Below are 16,083 nucleotides of genomic sequence, written 5' to 3'. Positions count from 1 at the left end.
ACCGCTGAAACGCAGAGGCTGAGCGAGCCGTAACCCTCTTACATCACTCTTTGCCCCGGCTTCGCTCCGGCATCCGGGCTCAGCAGGAAGATTTCCTTTCCTCCCGGCCCGGCAGCCAGCACCATGCCTTCGGAAACGCCGAATTTCATCTTGCGTGGTGCCAGGTTGGCGACGTAAAGCGTCAGACGGCCTTCCAGCTTGCTGGGGTCGGGATAGGCGCTCTTGATGCCGGAAAAGACGTTGCGCTTGGCATCGCCGATATCCAGGGTCAGGCGCAATAGCTTGTCGGCACCTTCGACGAACTCGCATTTCTCGATCAGGGCGATGCGCAGATCGACTGCGGCAAAAGTGTCGAAATTGATTTCCGTGGCCAGCGGTTCTTTCACCAGTTCGCCATTGCCGGTTGGCGCGGCGCTGGTGGCCTGGGCGGCGAGGTCTTCCTTGGAGGCTTCGGTCATGGCTTCGATCCTGGCAGGTTCGATACGGGTCATCAGCGGGTTGAACGGGTTGAGCTGATGATCGGCCAATGGCGCGCTCAGGTCCGCCCAGGTCAGTGGTGCGACGTTGAGAAACGCTTCGGCGGACTCGGCCAGTTTCGGCAGCACGGGTTTGAGCAGGATCACCAACTGGCGGAACAGGTTGATCCCCAACGCGCAGATTTCCTGTACCTTGGCCTGCTTGCCTGCCTGCTTGTTCAGTGCCCAGGGTGCCTGGTCGGCGATCCAGGCGTTGGCATGGTCGGCCAGCGCCATGATTTCACGCATGGCGCGGGCGAAATCACGGGCTTCATAGGCTTCGGCGATACCGGGAGCGGCGTTCTGGAAGGCACTCCACAGCTCTGGCTCGGGATTAGCCGCTACCAGCACGCCACCGTTGCCCTTGTGAATGAAGCCTGCACAGCGGCTGGCAATGTTCACTACCTTGCCGACCAGATCGGAATTGACCTTCTGCACGAAGTCTTCGAGGTTCAGGTCGATATCATCGACACCACGGCCCAGCTTGCTCGCATAGTAGTAGCGCAGGTATTCCGGGTTTAGATGTTCCAGATAGGTCCGCGCCTTGATGAAGGTGCCGCGTGACTTGGACATTTTTTGTCCATTCACCGTTACATAACCGTGTACGTTGACGAAATCCGGCTTGCGGTAACCGGCACCTTCCAGCATGGCGGGCCAGAACAGGGCATGGAAGTTGACGATGTCCTTGCCGATGAAGTGGTACAGCTCGGCGCTGGAGTCCTTGCTCCAGAAGGCGTCGAAATCCAGCTCCGGGCGGCGCGCGCAGAGGTTCTTGAAGCTGGCCATGTAGCCAATGGGCGCATCCAGCCAGACGTAGAAATATTTGCCCGGTTCGTCCGGAATCTCGAAGCCGAAGTAAGGCGCGTCGCGGGAGATGTCCCACTCCTGCAGACCGGCATCGAGCCATTCGGCGATCTTGTTGGCGACCGATTCCTGTAGTGTGCCGCTGCGGGTCCACTGCTTCAGCATCGCCTCGAAATCAGGCAGCTTGAAGAAGAAGTGCTTGGAATCCTTGAGTACCGGTGTGGCGCCGGAGATCGCCGATTTCGGATCTTTCAGCTCGGTCGGTTCGTAGGTGGCCCCGCATTTTTCACAGTTATCGCCGTACTGGTCCTCGGCCGCGCATTTCGGGCAGGTGCCCTTGATGAAGCGGTCGGCCAGGAACATGCCTTTTTCCGGGTCGAAATACTGGGTCACCGAGCGGGTGGCGATATGCCCGGTATCACGCAGTTTGAGATAGATGGCGGTGGACAGCTCGCGGTTCTCTTCGGCGTGGGTCGAGTGAAAATTGTCGAACTCCACCAGAAAATCGGCGAAGTCGGCGCTGTGTTCAGCCTGCACATTGGCGATCAGCTGTTCCGGCGTGATGCCTTCCTTTTCCGCGCGCAGCATGATCGCCGAGCCGTGGGCATCATCGGCGCAGACATAGAGGCACTGGTTGCCGCGCAGTTTCTGAAAGCGCACCCACATGTCGGTCTGGATGTATTCGAGCATGTGGCCGAGGTGGATCGAACCGTTGGCGTAGGGCAGGGCGCTGGTAACGAGAATCTGACGACATTCGGACATGGCGGTTACATCGGTTTTGCTGTGGGGAGCCGATAACTATATAGCCCTGGCCGGTTTTTTTCATCCGTACCGGGAGCAGGCTTCAAGGGTGGAACGGCGGTGCCGGCAGCAGGATTTTGACGCGTTCCCGTGAAATCGATCATCACTTTTACTGGCGAGCCGCACCCTTTCGATTCTGCGGGAATGTACAGCGGCTTTCCTTTCTCAAGCATTGCAATCTGAACTCTTTGTTATCTTGTAACGCCTATAGTGATGAATCGAAAGCGCTGCCAGGCACAACCTGCCTGCTTTGGTCTCGGTTCTGCTTGCCAGGCTCCTGGCTTGCCGCCAGCACCCGGCCCGACTGCTTGCGAGGATCGAAACGGTATGAAAACGACTTCGGCCATCCCTGAAAACTATGCCGCCTGGCGCCACTGCATTACCGTGCAGTGCGGCATCCCGCTGACTGCTGACTTTATTCAGCGGCGCCTGCAGATCCTGCGCGACCCTGGGGAATATGAAACGCAGCGCTTCGCTGCAACCTATGGCACGCCCCACCTGCAAGCTGTCATCGGCTGGTATGAGCAGGCGGAGCGGGAGCTCTGAACAGGGACAGTGATTCAGGCTGGCGGTTCGTTGGTGAAGCGCTCACCTGCCAGCAGCCTGGCGAACATCTGTCGATCCGCCCATTCGTTCTGGATGGGTTCGGAAAAGCGAATCTGCTTCAGTTCGAATGCACCCATGTTCGGATTGCAGGCGTCTTCGCGAAAACATTGGGCATAACCCGTATCGGTTTCGTGGATGATGATCGAATGCAGGCAGACGCCTGACTCGCCATTGGCCATGTCGGTACTCGTCAGCAGCGCGTCGAGCAGGTGGAAGAACACCCGCGAAAGCTGCTCGGCACTGGGTGAAACCGGCAGCGAGATCCAGCGTTCGGAGAATTGCTTGCATTGCTGGATATAGGTCGGGTCATCCTTTTCCCAGAACGCGACCGCGTGGTCGAACGCATCGATGAAATCACGCACGTGGCCCTTGAGCAGGCCGAAGTCGTAGACCATCTGCCCGTGGTCCAGGGCATCGGCTTGCAATAGCACTTCGACCTTGTAGGAATGGCCGTGCAACGAATGGGCGCAACGCCGCGTACTGCAGTTGCGCACGATATGCGCGCCTTCGAACTTGAATAGCTTGCGGATCAGCATGTCGCTGCTTCGCTCGCTGCGCAGGGCAGGCGTGCTTCCAGTTGCAAACGCTCAAGCAATGTTTCGAGCGGCATTGTGCCAAGCGCTTCGCCACGGCGAGTACGAACCGCTACGGTTGCGTTCTCTTTTTCCTTTTCGCCTATCACCAGCAAATAAGGCACTTTCTGCAAGGTGTGCTCGCGGATCTTGTAGCCGATCTTTTCATTGCGCAGATCGGCACTGGCGCGAAGCCCGGCTCCTTTCAGCGCCTTGACGACTTTGTGCGCATAGTCGCTCTGGCCTTCGCTGATATTCAGTACGACAGCCTGTTGCGGTGTCAGCCATAGCGGGAAGTCGCCGCTGTACTGTTCGATCAAGATGCCGATGAAGCGCTCCAGCGAGCCGAACAGAGCGCGATGCAGCATGACCGGGCGCTGTCGCTCACCCTGCTCGTCGATGTAGTGGACATCGAAACGTTCCGGCAGGTTGAGATCGACCTGCAGGGTGCCGCACTGCCAGTCGCGGCCGATGGCATCGCGCAGGACGAATTCGAGCTTGGGGCCGTAGAAGGCACCTTCACCGGGGTTCAGGCGATAGTCGATCCCGAGCCGCTTCAAGGCGCCATAGAGCGCGCCTTCGAGCAGATCCCAGGTCTCATCGCTGCCGATGCGGCTCTCCGGGCGGGTGGAAAGTTTCACCGATACATCGTTGAAACCGAAATCCCGATAGATGGCGAAAACCAGTTCGATCGTGCGGGTGCATTCTTCCCGCATCTGTTGCAGTGTGCAGAAGATATGCGCGTCGTCCTGGGTGAAATGCCGTACACGCAGCAGGCCATGCAGTGCGCCGGAAGGTTCGTAGCGATGCACCTTGCCGAATTCGGCCATGCGCAGTGGCAGCTCCCGGTAACTTTTCAGGCCCCGCGCGAAAAGCGCTACCGCACCGGGGCAGTTCATCGGTTTCAGGGCGAAAATACGTTCATCTTCGGTCGTCGTGGTGAACATGTTTTCGCGATAGTTGAACCAGTGCCCGGACGTTTCCCAGAGACTGCGATCCATCACATCCGGTGTGTTGATCTCGACATAACCGGCCTCGTCTTGGCGCTTGCGCATATAGCCGAGCAGGTTCTGAAACAAGGTCCAGCCCTTGGGATGCCAGAACACCGAGCCGGGTGCCGTATCCTCGAAGTGGAACAGGTCCAATTGCGCGCCAAGCTTGCGATGGTCGCGCTTGCCGGCTTCTTCCAGACGGGTCAGATAGGCCTTGAGCTCCTTGGTGCTGGCCCAGCAGGTGCCATAAATGCGTTGCAGTGCGGCGTTCTTTGCGTCGCCGCGCCAGTAGGCGCCAGCCACCTTGGTCAGCTTGAAGGCCTGCAACCGGCCGGTGCCCGGTACGTGCGGGCCGCGGCAAAGATCCTCGAAATCACCCTGGCGGTAGAGCGACAGCGTCTCGCCTGCGGGAATCTCGCCGATAAGCTTTGCCTTGTAGTGTTCGCCGAGCGTTTCGAAGTAGGTGATGGCCTGATCGCGCGGCAATTCGCGTCGACTGATCGGATAGTCGGTGGTAGCCAGCTCGTGCATGCGTTTTTCGATTGTTTCCAGATCCTCCGGCGTGAAAGGGCGTTCATAGGCAAAGTCGTAATAGAAGCCGTTTTCGATCACCGGGCCAATGGTCACCTGGGCGGTCGGATAGAGCTCCTTGACAGCCATTGCCAGCAAATGCGCGCAGGAATGGCGAAGAATTTCCAGACCATCCTCGTCGCGGGCGGTAATGAGGCTTAAGCGAGCATCCCGATCCAGCACGTATTGCAGGTCTACCAGGCGCTGGTCGACGCGTGCCGCCAGGGCCGCCTTGGCCAGGCCGGGACCGATATCGACAGCGACCTGTTGCACCGAAACCGGTTGTTCGTACCGGCGTTCGGAGCCGTCAGGCAGGGTGATACAAATCATCGAAAGCTTCCTTGTCGATTTGCAGCGGCGATGGGGATGTGCGCGGTCGTGCGTATCAGCGGAGCGCGCGGGCTCAAAATTCGTTTTGCAGACATTTGTAGGCGCGCACCAGGTCGACATTGGTACGTGCCACATCTTCGGAAAATTCGGAGGCCGAAATGCTGACGGGCGGGAACTGATCGAGATCGGTTTTCGGGCCGATATGTTCGGTCGGCGGCACATAGAAGTTTTCCGGAAGATCGCGCCCATCGACCACCGAGTTATGCCGCACCACGCTGCCATTGCCGACGTGGCAGTTGAACAGCACGCTATTGAAGCCGATGAATACGCGGTCGCCGACCGAGCAGGGACCATGCACGATGGAGCGATGAGCGATCGAGGTGAATTCGCCGATGGTCACGGCCGCACCGGATTTGGAGTGGATCACCACACCATCCTGGATATTCGAGTTGGCGCCGATGATGACCGGCTCCATCGCGCCATTGCTGTCGACCTCGTCGGCACGAATCACCGCGTAAGGCCCTACGAAAACGTTTTCCTTGATGATTACTTTCCCGCAGATGATCGCGGTCTGGTCGATATAAGCCGACTCGGAGATGACGGGCAGGTCGCCGGAAGGGTTTTTACGGATCATGTCTGATTATCCTCATGGTTGGTAAAGTCGACGCGATGAGCGAGAGCAGAGACTCATCGGCCAAATCGGTGAAAATCCATTACAGGGAGAGCGCCAGTCAGCAGTCGGCCTGGTTCCAGTTCCAGGTGCTTTCGGCAACGGCATCATGTGCATGCAGGCTTTCGGCATGCACCACGCGAATGTGGAAGGCTTGAATTGCACCAAACTCACTCAGCGCCTGGTGCAGGCGGCGCGCGGCATCTTCGCAAAACATGGGATTCTGGCCGTTGGCCAAGGCGAAAGCCTGTTCGTCGGCGCGCTTCACCGCCGTTTGCACGGGAGTGCCGAGGGCACGCTCTGCACTATCGAGTAAATCCGCAAGCGGTATTTCGGTCTGGCCGGCAGCCAGGCGAATGCTGAGCGAGGCGACGCTGCGCTGGCTGTGCGGAGTCGCGACAATACCTTGCTCGCTGCCCAGCCAGGCGAGAAGTTCCGTTTCCTGCAAGGGCTTGCCGGAAAAATCCTCGACGAAGCGCTGTTGAATTGCTTGCCGGGCCAAGGCGGCGGAACAAGGGCAGGTCGAGGAGTAGTCGATATCGGCCTTCAATTCTATCCGCAGGCCGGTCGCATCGAGTCGCGCGTTTATGCCGAATGGGTAGGATTTCCATCCCGACAACGGGCTGATCAAGGCCGGGCGTTTCAGCAATGCCGCGCCGCGAATGGCCAGGAATGCCCACTGCGACAAGCCGGCGTGAGTAGCCAGAAAATGCTGGAGCACGCTTTCTATCAAGGTAGGCGTCAGCGGTTGTTGCTCGAGTGCTTCGAGCGCCATGTACAACCGCGACATGTGAATACCGCGAGCGGCAGGATCATCGAGGCTGACTCCCGCATCGACGAAGGCTGCGACACTGCGACCGGCCAAAATGACTGGCAGCGCGATATTGCGCATGCCGACCCACGGCAGCGTGACGGCTTGTGGCGAATGGGTCTGGCTGGCGATATCCGGCAAGGCAATGAGGTTCATGAGTGAGGCTCGATCTAAATGTTATATTATAACAATAAAGATCTTGCTCACTTCGGGCAACTCCGCCCTTGTTACGAGATTGGTATGACCGTGTTGCGTCGATACAAGTCAATGGCAATGCCAAGACCAGCCAAGGCGCACAGAGCGGCAACAAGAAATACCGCCGGGTAGCCATGCTCGTTCACCAGCAGGCCGGTGAGCGGTCCGGTCAGGCCGTAGGCAATATCCTGAAAGGCCGCGAAACCGCCAAGTGCCGTGGCACGTACCTGAGGCTCGACGCGATGCACCACCACCAGCCCCAAAGACGGAAAGATCAGCGAACTACCCAGGCCGGTAATGGCTGCCCCGAGCAAGGCCACGGTGGCATTGGGCGCGCTCCAAAGCAGCAGCAGACCGCAGGCTTCGACTATCAGCGAAAACAGGGCGACGCGCGGACCACCGAGCTTGTCCGGCAAATGCCCGGCCACCACGCGCACGAAGGCGAAAGCCAGGCCGAAGCAGGTCAGCGCCAGTCCCGCACCGGGCCATTGCTTGCTGACGAAGTAGAGAGAAACGAATGCACCGATTGACGCGAAGCCGACGCCCTGCAGAGCCAGCGCCAGGGCGGGTTGCCAGATGCGCCCGATCACGCTGAGAAACGAGCGTCGCTGGCCATGGCTCGGAGCGATCGGAGCGACTCGCCAGATCAACAGAAATGCCAGTAACGGCAGTATCACGGTGAGCGTGCCGATAAGATCGAGCCCGGCATGACCGTAGATAAACAGGCCGAGTGGTGCGCCCAGGGCCATGGCGCCGTAGATGGCCATGCCGCACCAGGCCATGACCTTGCCGGATTTGGCCGGGCCGACCGTGCCGATGCCCCAGGCCAGAATCCCGGTGACCAGCAGGCTTTCGCCAAAACCCAGGGCCAGACGGCCGATAATCAGTACCGCCAGCTTGCCCAACGCTGCCAGCGGTAGCAGGGCCGAGAGCAGATAAAAGGCACCGGCCAGGCTGCAACCAACCAGGCCACGGCGTACCGCCAAGCGTGAACCATACTGGTCGGCCATGCGTCCGGCATAGCCGCGGGTCACTACGGTAGCGAGAAACTGCACGCCGACCGCGCAGCCGACGATTACCGGGCCGTAGCCCAACTGGTTGTGGACGTACAGGGGGATGACTGCCAGGGGTAGGCCGATGGTGAGAAAGCCGACGAAGATGGCCAGGCAGAGCAGCAGTAAGGCGCGTTCGCTCGATGACGCGCAATCCTGGGAAGCTTCGCTGGAATGAATGGGCATAAGGAGTCTCCTCGATGAATCAGGGAGAAGCCCGATAACACGCGCTTACCCCCGATCGGCAGGGCCGAAGGATGGTTGCGCGTTGGTTGACGTGAACGCTTACGCATATCCGCCGGCAAGCGGATACGAATTGAGGTTTCGCACGCTACAGCGCCTGGTTTTGAGCGTCAACTACAGCTTTGCTCGCTGATCGCTCAGGCAATACTCATTTTTCAGGAACCCTCGACAGCGTCTTGAGATAAACGGCAATGGAGTGCAGATCCTCGTTGCTCAGGTCCCAGCCGCGATGGACCCGGGTTTCATCCACTGGAGTCGCCACCGGATTACGTGGATTGCGCCCGGTTTTCAGGGCCTGTGCGATCTCTTCGACAGTCCATTGGCTGAGGCCACCTGGCGAATCGCTGCGCAGGCTGGGCGCCACTCGGCCGTTGGTGCTGCGCCCGCCGGAGAGGTAACGCGGGCTGGTATCGTCCTGTACGGTTTCCTGCTGGGTGAATGCCTTGGGCGTGTGGCAGGTTCCGCAATGGCCGATACCCTGTACCAGATAGGCGCCGCGCACGGTATCCGGGTCCGGATAGCGCGCGGCATTGAAGCTGATCTCCTCGGGGTTCAGTACGAACAAGCGTCGCCAGAGGCCGACCGTCCAGCGCATGGACAATGGCCAGGGGAGTTCTGCCGTCTTGTTCCACTGTTTCGCCGGTTGCACGCTGTAGCGGAAATAGCTGTACAGCGCCTGGATATCCCGGTCGCTGAGGCGCATGAACGAGGGATAGGGCATCACCGGATAGAGCGTGTAGCCATCCTTGGCGATCCCCTGGCGCAGCGCCCGCTCGAAATCCTGGAGCCGATAGTTGCCGATGCCGGTTTCGTGATCGGGGGTGATGTTGGTGCTGTATATCCGTCCGAGCGGCATCGGCAGTGATTGTCTGCCGGCGAATGGTTCGCCGTCTGGCGCCGTATGGCAGGCTGCGCAGTCGGCGATACGCGCCAGATATTCGCCTTGCTGGATCAGCTCGAAGTCGGGGCGTTCCTGGGCTGCAATCGATAAGGGGAGCAGGGCCGGCAGCAGGCCGATGGCCTGGACGAGACTTTTCATCGGTTATCCCTTGTGGCCTCTGTGGACCTTTTCGTTATGGGAACCCACTGACACGTTGCCTTTTGCAATGTTGTAATGGTTGTTACGCAACGACTCTCGCCGTCATTGCGACAATGAACTGCGCACCGTACCGATGCTCACGGTGAGACTCGGGCCATGCTGCCGGGTGCCGAGCTCACAGTCATGCTCGGGCAGGCACAGACAGGCCAGGCGCACCTCGGCTTGCAGTTGTGCGAACCAGGCGGCTGCAGACCCATCATCCAGGGCCAATGTACCGTTCCCGGCGGCTTGCAGCAGGTTTTCCTGCAGCGCTGGTTCCAGTTCGACGAAACGTCGGTTGTCGAAGGTATGCTGACAGTGCCGATCCATGGCCTTCATGCCGGTACGCAAGAGATCGCGAACCGACAGGTGCTCCCGCTTACCGGGCAAATCCTGCTGCGAGTGAGTTTTCCCATGGGCATAAGGCGTGTGCATGTGGCGGTCGATGAATTGTGCCGCACTCATATGGGTGACGTTGCCGCTGGTTACCCCGGCCGGAATCAGGCATGCACAGGCTGCGTTCAGGAACGCCCACTCCGGCCCGCTGAAGAAATCCGGTCGGTAGGCCTTGGCCGATGGGCGCTGTACTACACAAGGGCCTGGCTGCGGTCCGAGTGTGGCAAGAGGGGGACGATTACTAATACGGAAGGCGTCGAGAAGGGAAGGCGAATGCATCGGATCGATCGTTTTCATCGGCACATCCTTGGTTGATGGCACAGGCCCTCTCATGGGCTCAAGGCTCGGACGCCGCCATAACGGAAAAGTTTAGAGCGACCCGAGCTGTTTTCATGCATGAACCATGCGCCAGCCAATTCCACACAAAACCAATGGCTGCAGACTATCTCTCTGCTCGGATAGGATAATGCTGTTTTCGACCTTATCCGGAGCGCGAATTTGACTACTATCACCCGTGACGCGGTGGAAGCTGCCCTCAGTGGATATATCGATCCCCATTTGAACACGGACCCGGTTCGCGCCGGTTGTCTGCGTGAGGTGGATATCCAGGGCAGTACGGTGCGCGTGCGCCTCGAACTGGGCTATCCAGCCGACCTGTTCAAGCATGGCTGGGCGCAAACGCTACAAGTGGCGCTGGAAAACCTGCCGGGCGTCGAGCATGCCGAGGTACAGGTCGAGTGGCATATCGAACCGCATCGGTCCAGTGCCCAGACGCCGGCCCTGGCCAACGTGAAGAACGTGATCGCCGTGGCTTCCGGCAAGGGCGGCGTGGGCAAATCCACCACCGCCGCCAACCTGGCGCTGGCACTGGTCGGTGAGGGGGCGCGGGTTGGTATCCTGGATGCGGATATCCACGGCCCCAGCCTGGGCATCATGTTCGGCATCGCCGCAGGCACCCATCCCGAAATCAGCGGGCAGGCCCTGGTACCGCTACAGGCGCATGGTGTGCAACTTATGTCCATGGCCTTTTTGACCGACGAACGAACGCCTATGGTCTGGCGTGGGCCGATGGCATCCGGTGCACTATTGCAATTGATCAACCAGACCGCCTGGGATGATCTCGACTATCTGATCGTGGATATGCCGCCGGGAACCGGCGACATCCAGTTGACCCTGGCGCAGAAGGTGCCGGTGGCCGGTAGCGTGATCGTCACCACACCGCAGGACCTGGCCTTGCTGGATGCGAAAAAGGGCATCGAGATGTTTTACAAGGTCAACATTTCGGTACTCGGCATCGTAGAAAACATGGCCGTACACATCTGCTCCAATTGTGGTCATGCCGAGCATCTGTTCGGCACCGGCGGTGGCGAGAAGCTGGCCGAGCAGTATGGAGTCGACGTACTGGCCTCACTGCCGCTGTCCATGGACATCCGCAGCCAGGCCGATGCCGGCCGGCCGACGGTCATTGCCGATCCGGACAGCCCGCTCGCCATGCTCTACCAGCAATTGGCCCGCAACGTCGGCGCGCGCCTGGCGCAGAATCAGGGCCGGGCACCGGCGATGCCGACTATTGAAATCAGCGAGGACTAAAGAAGAAAGAGAGCCGGCGAAAGAGACTTACTGCCAGGACAAAACACGGTCAAGGAGCCTTTTTCGCCGTTCTCGCCCGAGCTGTTCAGCCGAAGACCTTGCTCATCATCCGGGCGACAAAGCCGGGATCGAGGCTCTTTTTCACGCAACTGACGTAGTTTCGATCCTCGCGCTTGATGTGGTCGATCAGCCACAGGCCGATATGGATGCGGATCGTGCGTGCCACCTTTACCGGATCAGCGCCTTCCTCCAGCTTGCGTGCATATCCCCTGACCCGCTCGGCGAATGCTGCATGGATCTTGCGATGGGCTTCGAGGTGCGGATACTCGGCCTGCTTCATCAGCGTTTCCTCGAAGGCGTTATGGCTGATGGCGTAGTCGATCAGGCCCATGGCCACTTCCCCGACTTTATTCTCGTCTCCTGAAGCAATGCTGTTGTCGACTTCCCTGAAATATTCGAACAGGCGCTTGTGCTGCCCGTCGATGATCTCGATGCCAGTCTCGAAGTCCGGCGACCATTCAATTTCAAATCCCATCGTAGAGGCTCCCTCTTTATTTGTAGTTGGAAGTATGACGCTGGAGACGAGTCTGGATGTTACCGTCAATGAGTATTGATTCAAGTCAATAAACTGAAAGATTGACGCGCGGAACGGCGACAGGATTTGCCGATGTATTCCGGGTCGCTAATATGCAGGCTTTCCAGATTCAGGACATTTCGGCATGAGCATCAAATCGGACAGCTGGATTCGCCGCATGGCCCAGGATCACGGCATGATCGAGCCCTTCGTCGAGCGCCAGATACGCGGCGAAGAAGGGCAGCGGTTGATTTCCTACGGGGTATCCAGCTACGGCTACGACGTGCGCTGCGCCGACGAATTCAAGGTTTTCACCAATATCCACTCCGCGACGGTAGACCCGAAGGCGTTCGACGAAAGAAGCTTCGTCGACATCAAAGGCGACGTGTGCATCATCCCGCCGAACTCCTTCGCCCTGGCACGCACTATCGAATACTTCCGCATTCCACGCAACGTGCTGACTATATGCCTGGGCAAAAGCACCTACGCCCGCTGCGGCATCATCGTCAACGTGACCCCGCTGGAGCCGGAGTGGGAAGGCCACGTGACCCTGGAATTCTCCAACACCACCACGCTGCCGGCGAAGATCTACGCCAACGAAGGCGTGGCGCAAATGCTCTTCCTGGAATCCGACGAGGAATGCGAAGTTTCCTATCGTGATCGCGGCGGCAAGTATCAGGGGCAGCGGGGGGTGACGTTGCCGAAGGCGTGAGGGCCGTTATCCGGTCGCGGGCTACCCGCTCCAGGTCGATCGATCGGCCGCAGGCTCTCAGGCCGGCCCCTGCCGGTCCCGTCGCAGCACCCATACCGACAGCGACAGACCGGCCAGGCCGAGCAGCGCGGCGCAGAGAAAGGTATGGCGGACGCCGATGGCCGAGGCGATGACGCCCATCAGCGGTCCGCTGACGCCCATGGTCAGGTCGAAGAACATGGCGAACGTACCCAGCGCCGTGGCGCGGTTGGCGGCATCGACCCGTGCGACGATCTCCACGCCCAGCGCCGGGTAGAGCAGGGCGCGGCCGAGGCCGGTCAGCGTCGAGCCGAGCAGCGCCATGCCGGGCTGCTCGCTGCTCCAGACCACCAGTATGCCGAGGCAGGACAGCGCCAGGCAGGCGACCGCCACCCGGTGCCCGCCGAAGCGCCGGATGCTGTCATGCAGCAGTCGCGCGCCGATGAAAGCGATGGCGAAGGCGCTCAGGCACCAGGCGGCGCCATTCCAGCCGCGCCCGGCGTAGTAGAGGGTGATGAAGGTGCTGAGCGTGCTGTAGCCGATGGTACCTAGCAGTAGACTAAGAGCCTATCCATAAATAATATTTACGGTAAGTGGCACCTTCCGAAAGGCAATGATGGCCGCAGCCAAATGGTTGAGCGCAGGAAGCTGCGTTCGAGCTTTTCGCAGCGAACCAGCAGCTTGCGAAAGCGCCAGAGCAATAGCCTCAAGGGTAAGCGCGTGCTGTCGAAGTGGCAGCCATTTCCCAGCAGACACTGCGCAACCTCGAACTGGCCTTGCGGCGGGAAGCCCATTGGCAAGCGCTGGAGCTGGGGTGAGTTTTGTGGGGATTCCTCAGGCATTGTGCCCGTTGATCAGGTCGCCATCGCAGTCACCGGGTGGCAACTTAGTAGAGTTCCCAGCCCAATTTCTCTACTTATGCTGATCCAACACCTTACGCACCCTGCGCTGTGCCCTCACCAAGGTCTGGTTATCCAACACTGGCAACAACTCATCCATCGCCTTTTCAGCCGGGATCCCCTCCGGCACAAACCAGCCAAGTTGAACAACCTGCGCCTGCTCCACAGCCTCCAGTAGCACGCGCACATCTGATTCGATCAAGGTGGTCACCGGCACCTCGACATCATTCTCCCCGGTGTACACCTCCAAGTACTTCTGATACAGACGGGTTTTCTGCTCGTTCGTCATATGCTGTGCAGACACATATTCAGAGAACAACACCTGTTCAGGATGGTCATCCGGAAAACAGCATTCATGCAGGTTAAGCACGGGCAGCTTAGCGATTGCCTCGTCGACGCCTTCGAGGAATTCCGTCATGGTAGCTGGCCGTCCGTGGACGCCCGTGAACAAAGCACCCTCGAAAAATAACTTGGACTCATAAACTTCGTAGTGTAGGTATTGATTCAGCTTATCCAGAGCCTCATCATTCCACAACTTATAAGTCATATGGTCATTGACTAATAAGTCATACACAGCGTAAATCAGATCATGCAAGCTAAAGTGCAGACCTGATACATCACAATCAAACTCATAGGGTTCATCTGCATAGTAGTAATCGGTGTAGCGATAGATACACAAACGCTTAGCGATAGACCAGGCGCTACCCTTTAAGTCTCGGTCATTGCGCGGGCGCGACTCAATCCCCTTCAATACTTCTTTGGCCAGATAGCCAAGTACCTGCTTTTCAATGTAATCCAGTCTTTTGTCGAGCCAGGCTTCGCCGTACACATGCTTATTGTCACTGCGCATGTATGGGGGCATGCCAGGCACCAATGATTCCTCATGCTGGCACGAGTACAAATTTACCGAGAAGCGTTTTTCCAACGCTTTAATTGAGGCCACAGCGGCATCTATACGTTGGTCGCGACGCAGGACTTCCTCTTCGGTTAACCAGTCGTTGGCCCCGTGATGCATAAGGCGCAGCGGCGGGTTATCACTGACCAGCGGTTGCGGTTCATCATCCGAGGCTTCGAGCCCATCGGTGGATTGAGCCCTGGCAAACTGAGCTAGCCCCGCCACCACACCCAGCGATGCATCTCCCATTTCCACCTTTGACCGGCCAAACACCTCCCGCACGCAAGCCTGCACATACGGAGCTCTGGACATACCGCCGGTCATGAAGATTACTGGATCGGCTTCAGGCAGCTCGGCGCGAACCCTCTCCAACAGCGCACGAAAATTATCGAGGAACCGTCTAGCGCTGTTTTCCAGCACACCACTGTCCGCTGCCACCTGCAGCTCAGGCTCGATGTAATCCAACGCCTGGCTGGCATAGCCATTGTCGCTCAGGTCAATCTTGAGCTGTTCAATGTCGCGATTGAGTCTGACCGTGGTGCCTTTGTCCTTGAGCCGCCGCAGGCGGGACTTGAACGGCTCGATCACCCGTGCCACATCCTGTTTGACGAAATCGCGTTGCCGGCTAAGGTCACTAATTTGCGCGGCACTGCGATACGCATGCAAAGGCAGCCCATGCTCATGGCCCTTTCCGAACAGGGGCATGGCCGCACTGACAGACAGTTCGATATCGACATCGGTGCCGCCAAAGCCTTTACCCCAGACTTTATGGATCACCGGTTGCGGTGTCTTGCCGCCCACTTGGGCGTAAGCGATGTCGGTGGTGCCACCACCTATGTCGATGATCAACGCGGCATGTTGTCGGGGCGATTGTCGATGGTAGCCGAGTGCCGCCGCTGCCGGCTCACAGAGGAACTCGACGTCCGTGAAGCCTGCCTCTCGGGCAGCTCGTTCCAGCAGGCCCTGTGCCTCCTGATCGTTGTGGCTACCGACCAGCCCGCGAAACTCGACAGGCCGCCCCAAGACCACGGCGGTGACGTCATGACCCAATTGCCGACTAGCCGTGCTGCGGATATGTCCCAACACTTGGGTGATCACCCCGGCGACGACATCCCGATGACGAGGCTCCATCCGGTACCCGAGCATCGACTTGGGCGACTGGAATATGCGTCCGTATTCGTCGTTATACAGGGCCTCAATAGCCTCTTCCCCAAACACGCCATTGGCTTGGCGAACATCCAGTCCTTCTTGGGCAATGCTCTCACGCTGTTGGCTGCCCCAACGCCGCCGTATGGCCTTGATGGTCAACTGGCGGATCTCGTCGTCGGCCAGCCGTTTGGGCTTAACCAGCGACTGATGGCGCTTAGCCCTCTGTTCCGGACTGTATGGCTCGCCTTCCCTGGCACGACGTTTCTCCTCACGGATCAGTTGGCTCAAGTCGTCCTGATATTGACGCAGTTGCGCATTAAAACGACTGGTGTCAGTACGAATAGCATTGTCAATCTCACGTTCATCAGCGGCAGTAAGAACGAACTGCGAAAAATCGACATAACGGTCGGGAAAGAATACCGCAGTGCGAAACTGCCGGTCATTGCCAAAGGTGATGGGCTGCACCTGACCGTCGATAAACACTGCGGCACTGGAAAAGCTGGTTCCAAAATCAACACCAATCTTCACAACCTACTCCTGTCTGAAACTGATCTTTTTAAGGAAACTCTGAAAAAGCCCAGCTATGCACCTTGGCTCCTCTGGCTGACGGT

The 16,083-nt window shown here is 58.8% G+C and carries 14 protein-coding genes and 2 pseudogenes; 4 read left to right on the top strand and 12 right to left on the bottom strand.

Annotation, left to right across the window (positions count from 1 at the left end; all coding sequences use genetic code 11):
* Nucleotides 1–38: 38 nt before the first annotated feature.
* Nucleotides 39–2,081, bottom strand: coding sequence for a methionine--tRNA ligase (metG, locus tag FHR87_RS03410; RefSeq protein WP_183165315.1), 2,043 nt, complete (start codon nt 2,079–2,081; stop codon nt 39–41).
* 366 nt (nt 2,082–2,447) lie between these two features.
* Here metG and FHR87_RS03405 point away from each other — a divergent pair, with 366 nt between their 5' ends.
* Nucleotides 2,448–2,666 carry a hypothetical protein gene (locus FHR87_RS03405; RefSeq protein WP_183165314.1) on the top strand — a complete coding sequence of 73 codons (219 nt, stop codon included), beginning with the start codon at nt 2,448–2,450 and terminating at the stop codon, nt 2,664–2,666.
* A 14-nt stretch (nt 2,667–2,680) separates the two neighbouring features.
* Here FHR87_RS03405 and FHR87_RS03400 read toward each other — a convergent pair whose 3' ends face one another.
* From FHR87_RS03400 to FHR87_RS03370, 7 genes are all read right to left on the bottom strand, one after another.
* A complete protein-coding gene (locus FHR87_RS03400) occupies nt 2,681–3,262 on the bottom strand; it encodes a 6-pyruvoyl trahydropterin synthase family protein (protein WP_183165313.1) in 582 nt (193 codons plus the stop codon).
* Nucleotides 3,256–5,190, bottom strand: a complete 1,935-nt coding sequence (gene thrS / locus FHR87_RS03395; protein WP_183165312.1) for a threonine--tRNA ligase — start codon at nt 5,188–5,190, stop codon at nt 3,256–3,258. Before thrS ends, FHR87_RS03400 begins: the two co-directional genes overlap by 7 nt.
* 73 nt (nt 5,191–5,263) lie before the next feature.
* The gene (locus tag FHR87_RS03390; RefSeq protein WP_183165311.1) at nt 5,264–5,824 is read right to left on the bottom strand and encodes a gamma carbonic anhydrase family protein; all 561 of its coding nucleotides are present in this window, start codon (nt 5,822–5,824) and stop codon (nt 5,264–5,266) included.
* A gap of 97 nt (nt 5,825–5,921) precedes the next feature.
* The gene (gene folE2 / locus FHR87_RS03385; RefSeq protein WP_183165310.1) at nt 5,922–6,827 is read right to left on the bottom strand and encodes a GTP cyclohydrolase FolE2; all 906 of its coding nucleotides are present in this window, start codon (nt 6,825–6,827) and stop codon (nt 5,922–5,924) included.
* A gap of 71 nt (nt 6,828–6,898) precedes the next feature.
* The gene (locus tag FHR87_RS03380) at nt 6,899–8,104 is read right to left on the bottom strand and encodes an MFS transporter (RefSeq protein ID WP_183165309.1); all 1,206 of its coding nucleotides are present in this window, start codon (nt 8,102–8,104) and stop codon (nt 6,899–6,901) included.
* 205 nt (nt 8,105–8,309) lie between these two features.
* Nucleotides 8,310–9,200 (bottom strand): c-type cytochrome, encoded by an 891-nt coding sequence (locus FHR87_RS03375; protein ID WP_183165308.1) that lies wholly within the window; start codon nt 9,198–9,200, stop codon nt 8,310–8,312.
* Nucleotides 9,201–9,302: 102 nt separating this feature from the next.
* A complete protein-coding gene (locus tag FHR87_RS03370) occupies nt 9,303–9,932 on the bottom strand; it encodes a gluconate 2-dehydrogenase subunit 3 family protein (RefSeq protein ID WP_183165307.1) in 630 nt (209 codons plus the stop codon).
* A gap of 201 nt (nt 9,933–10,133) precedes the next feature.
* Between FHR87_RS03370 and apbC the strand changes: the two genes are divergently transcribed.
* Complete coding sequence (apbC, locus tag FHR87_RS03365; protein WP_183165306.1) at nt 10,134–11,225, top strand: iron-sulfur cluster carrier protein ApbC; 1,092 nt, start codon at nt 10,134–10,136, stop codon at nt 11,223–11,225.
* Between the two features lie 85 nt (nt 11,226–11,310).
* Here apbC and FHR87_RS03360 read toward each other — a convergent pair whose 3' ends face one another.
* Nucleotides 11,311–11,760 (bottom strand): bacteriohemerythrin, encoded by a 450-nt coding sequence (locus FHR87_RS03360; RefSeq protein ID WP_183165305.1) that lies wholly within the window; start codon nt 11,758–11,760, stop codon nt 11,311–11,313.
* 184 nt (nt 11,761–11,944) lie between these two features.
* On the opposite strand from FHR87_RS03360, the gene dcd reads away from it, so the two are divergent.
* Nucleotides 11,945–12,511 (top strand): dCTP deaminase, encoded by a 567-nt coding sequence (gene dcd / locus FHR87_RS03355; RefSeq protein ID WP_183165304.1) that lies wholly within the window; start codon nt 11,945–11,947, stop codon nt 12,509–12,511.
* Nucleotides 12,512–12,568: 57 nt separating this feature from the next.
* On the opposite strand, the gene FHR87_RS03350 is transcribed toward dcd, so the two are convergent.
* Both FHR87_RS03350 and FHR87_RS03345 read right to left on the bottom strand, forming a co-directional pair.
* Nucleotides 12,569–13,045 (bottom strand): MFS transporter, encoded by a 477-nt coding sequence (locus FHR87_RS03350; RefSeq protein WP_338021219.1) that lies wholly within the window; start codon nt 13,043–13,045, stop codon nt 12,569–12,571.
* A 51-nt stretch (nt 13,046–13,096) separates the two neighbouring features.
* Nucleotides 13,097–13,221 (bottom strand): annotated as a pseudogene (locus FHR87_RS03345) (IS5/IS1182 family transposase); the annotation flags it as partial.
* On the opposite strand from FHR87_RS03345, the pseudogene FHR87_RS03340 reads away from it, so the two are divergent.
* Nucleotides 13,214–13,347, top strand: a pseudogene (locus tag FHR87_RS03340) (IS4 family transposase); the annotation flags it as partial. The pseudogenes FHR87_RS03345 and FHR87_RS03340 sit on opposite strands and share 8 nt — an antisense overlap.
* Before the next feature lie 94 nt (nt 13,348–13,441).
* Here the strand turns inward: FHR87_RS03340 and FHR87_RS03335 are convergent.
* Nucleotides 13,442–16,000 (bottom strand): Hsp70 family protein, encoded by a 2,559-nt coding sequence (locus FHR87_RS03335; protein ID WP_183165303.1) that lies wholly within the window; start codon nt 15,998–16,000, stop codon nt 13,442–13,444.
* Nucleotides 16,001–16,083: the final 83 nt, after the last annotated feature.

The organism is Azomonas macrocytogenes (assembly GCF_014191985.1).
GTDB lineage: Bacteria > Pseudomonadota > Gammaproteobacteria > Pseudomonadales > Pseudomonadaceae > Azomonas > Azomonas macrocytogenes.
Note: the sequence above shows the minus strand (reverse complement) of the source record. Positions and strands in the feature narration are given on the sequence as shown.

Bases quoted from the DNA above. Each gene is read 5' to 3' on its own strand.
- FHR87_RS03405 (WP_183165314.1), top strand. From the start codon at position 2,448: ATGAAAACGACTTCGGCCATCCCTGAAAACTATGCCGCCTGGCGCCAC.
- thrS (WP_183165312.1), bottom strand. From the start codon at position 5,190: ATGATTTGTATCACCCTGCCTGACGGCTCCGAACGCCGGTACGAACAA.
- FHR87_RS03380 (WP_183165309.1), bottom strand. From the start codon at position 8,104: ATGCCCATTCATTCCAGCGAAGCTTCCCAGGATTGCGCGTCATCGAGC.
- FHR87_RS03360 (WP_183165305.1), bottom strand. From the start codon at position 11,760: ATGGGATTTGAAATTGAATGGTCGCCGGACTTCGAGACTGGCATCGAG.
- FHR87_RS03390 (WP_183165311.1), bottom strand. From the start codon at position 5,824: ATGATCCGTAAAAACCCTTCCGGCGACCTGCCCGTCATCTCCGAGTCG.
- folE2 (WP_183165310.1), bottom strand. From the start codon at position 6,827: ATGAACCTCATTGCCTTGCCGGATATCGCCAGCCAGACCCATTCGCCA.
- dcd (WP_183165304.1), top strand. From the start codon at position 11,945: ATGAGCATCAAATCGGACAGCTGGATTCGCCGCATGGCCCAGGATCAC.
- FHR87_RS03375 (WP_183165308.1), bottom strand. From the start codon at position 9,200: ATGAAAAGTCTCGTCCAGGCCATCGGCCTGCTGCCGGCCCTGCTCCCC.
- FHR87_RS03370 (WP_183165307.1), bottom strand. From the start codon at position 9,932: ATGAAAACGATCGATCCGATGCATTCGCCTTCCCTTCTCGACGCCTTC.
- FHR87_RS03400 (WP_183165313.1), bottom strand. From the start codon at position 3,262: ATGCTGATCCGCAAGCTATTCAAGTTCGAAGGCGCGCATATCGTGCGC.
- metG (WP_183165315.1), bottom strand. From the start codon at position 2,081: ATGTCCGAATGTCGTCAGATTCTCGTTACCAGCGCCCTGCCCTACGCC.